This is a genomic window from Frankia sp. AgKG'84/4 (genome assembly GCF_023242965.2).
GTDB lineage: Bacteria > Actinomycetota > Actinomycetes > Frankiales > Frankiaceae > Frankia.
Map to the genome: position 1 here is coordinate 1 of NZ_JALKFU020001224.1, position 2474 is coordinate 2474.

Consider the following 2474-nt stretch of genomic DNA (forward strand, 5'->3'; position numbering starts at 1 on the left):
GCGGGCGGGCACCGCCGCGGGCGGGCACCGCCGTGGGCGGCGCCCCGTCCCTGCCCCGGCGTCAGACGACGGGGGCGCCCTCACCCTGCTGGTTCGCGCCGCGCTCGACGTGCTCGCGGTAGTTCGCCGCCTCACTGTCGGTGACGGTCAGTCCGTCGGCAGCGCGGCTCGCCGCCGGGTCGTCCGGGCCGGCATCGGCGCCGGCGACCGCCTCGTCCCGGGCCCGGCCCTGCTCGGCCGCCTCGTAGTCATCCTGGGTACGGAAGTCCTCCGGGCTACGCGCCTCATCCTGCTCGAGCTTGGACATCGAACACCTCCCTGCTGGTGTGGCCGGCCCCCGTCTCCGGGTGGCGCGGCTCAGTGTCAGGAGCAGACATGCCCAAGGCGCCTCGCCGATAACACGGCGACCGGAGATGGCGATCGCGCGCGTAGTCACTCGTGACGTCCGACCGAGCGCCGATCGCAACCGAAGAGCCCGCGCGTGCTGCGGCTGACCGATAGCCTGGGATTCCCCCAGCTTTCGTCGCGTTGTCCAGTCGTCACTCAGAACGAGGTCGCCCGTGCCCACCGGCAAAGTCAAGTGGTTCGACGTTGACAAGGGCTTCGGCTTTCTCAGCCGTGACGACGGCGGCGACGTCTTCGTCCACAAGGCAGCCCTGCCCGCCGGCGTCGAACGGCTCAAGCCCGGTGACCGGGTGGAGTTCGGGGTCGCCGCCGGCCGGCGGGGGGACCAGGCACTATCGGTCCGAGTGCTGTCCGCCCCGCCGTCGGTCGCGCGGGCAACCACGCAGGCCGCCCGCCGCAGCCCGGACGAGCTGCACAGCATGGTCGAAGACATGATCAAAATGCTGGACGACGTGCAGCGCGAGCTGCGCCGCGGGCGCTACCCGGACCGGCGCATCGCCCAGCGCGTCGCCAAGGTCGTGCACGCCGTCGCCAGCGAGCTGGAGGCATAGTCGCTGCGGGGATGGCGGCCGGGGGGAGAGTTCACGGCTCGGTCGGCGGCAGGAAGCTCACCCGCCGGCCGCAGCCGCCGCACACCGCAACCTGGGCGCCCGGTTCGTCATCGGACGCCACGAGATGGGTGAGCGGGACCTGTCCGTCGCACCACGGACACAGCAGCCACGGGCCGTCCACCCGCGCCGCGCCGCCGCCGGCACCCGCGCTCATACCGCCGCCGCCGCGGACGGCCGGTGGGAGGCCCGCGTGCTCGTTCCGCAGATGTCGACCATCCGCCTACGATGCCTCATTCGACTTCAGAGGCGGCCACGAATGGCAACACATTGTCGGCCTGGCGACCCGAACAGCAGCCGGACAGCCCGTGCGTGCCGACGACCGTCTCCGGTGCGGCAGACTGCGGACTGAGACGGCACGCAGCGTCGGCGTGGACTGCGGCGGCGGCGTTGGACGGTGGCGGCGGGAGCGTGGGTCGGATCGGGAGCTGAGAGGCATTCGTGTGACGAGCAGTGGGCAGCGGTCGTGATCACCGCCGTACGGTGCTGACCATGGCCGACGACGGTGCGGGTCGAGGCGCCCGCCGAAGCGACCCCGGCGCGCCGCTCAACCCCCACGAACCGCGGTCCGTCGGCCCCTACGCCCTGATCAGCCGCCTCGGCGTGGGCGGGATGGGCACTGTCTATCTGGCCCGGAACGCCGCCGGGCGGCGGGTCGCCGTCAAGATCATTCGTCCTGACCTAGCCGCGGACGAGGAGTTCCGCCGCCGGTTCCGGGCCGAGGTCGAATCCGCCCGCCGGGTCGCCCCCTTCTGCACCGCCGAGGTCCTCGACGCCGACCCGAACGCGCCCGCGCCGTACCTGGTCACCGAGTTCATCGACGGCGTCCGCCTCGACGAGCAGGTCGAGACCGGGCCGCTGGCCTCCTCGACCCTCACCGGGCTCGCGGTCGGCGTGGCCACGGCACTGACCGCCATCCACAGCGCCGGCCTGGTCCACCGTGACCTCAAGCCGAGCAACGTGATGCTCTCCCTGTCCGGCCCGCGAGTGATTGACTTTGGGATCGCCCAGGCCCTGGAGGGTGCCAAGGCCAAGCCCACGGCCTGGGGTTTCGGATCGGCCGGCTGGATGGCCCCCGAGCAGGTCCACGGCCAGCCGATCGGCCCGGAGGCGGACGTCTTCGCCTGGGGCATCCTCATCGCCTACGCCGGAACCGCCCGGCACCCGTTCGGCGAGGGATCGGACATTGATCTCGGCATGCGGATCGTCGGTTCCGCGCCGGATCTGCGCGGGCTGCCGGAACCGCTGGTCGGGCTGGTCAGCGCGGCCCTGGCGAAGCATCCGGACGACCGGCCGAGCGCCCGCGAGCTGCTGCTGCGCCTCGTCGCCCAGCCACCCGTCCGCGACGGTGACCCGGCGGGACCCGCGATCGGCCAGGTCGAGGAGCTGCTCAACCGGACCGGGGAGGTGCCCCGCCCGGCGTCGGCCCGGGGAGGCGGCCCGACGAGCTCCGCCGCGGCC

4 protein-coding genes are annotated in these 2474 nt (G+C 73.0%); 2 read left to right on the top strand and 2 right to left on the bottom strand.

Going from position 1 to position 2474, the window contains the following annotated elements; translation table 11 throughout:
• Positions 1-61: 61 nt before the first annotated feature.
• Positions 62-307 (bottom strand): hypothetical protein, encoded by a 246-nt coding sequence (locus tag MXD58_RS29005; protein ID WP_248838455.1) that lies wholly within the window; start codon positions 305-307, stop codon positions 62-64.
• Between the two features lie 253 nt (positions 308-560).
• Here MXD58_RS29005 and MXD58_RS29010 point away from each other — a divergent pair, with 253 nt between their 5' ends.
• Complete coding sequence (locus MXD58_RS29010; protein WP_248838456.1) at positions 561-956, top strand: cold-shock protein; 396 nt, start codon at positions 561-563, stop codon at positions 954-956.
• 31 nt (positions 957-987) lie between these two features.
• Here the strand turns inward: MXD58_RS29010 and MXD58_RS29015 are convergent, their stop codons facing one another.
• On the bottom strand, positions 988-1170 hold the full coding sequence (locus tag MXD58_RS29015; RefSeq protein ID WP_248838457.1) for a hypothetical protein: 183 nt from the start codon (positions 1168-1170) through the stop codon (positions 988-990).
• A 335-nt stretch (positions 1171-1505) separates the two neighbouring features.
• On the opposite strand from MXD58_RS29015, the gene MXD58_RS29020 reads away from it, so the two are divergent.
• On the top strand, positions 1506-2474 hold a 969-nt coding region (locus MXD58_RS29020; RefSeq protein WP_250611347.1), incomplete at its 3' end, for a serine/threonine-protein kinase.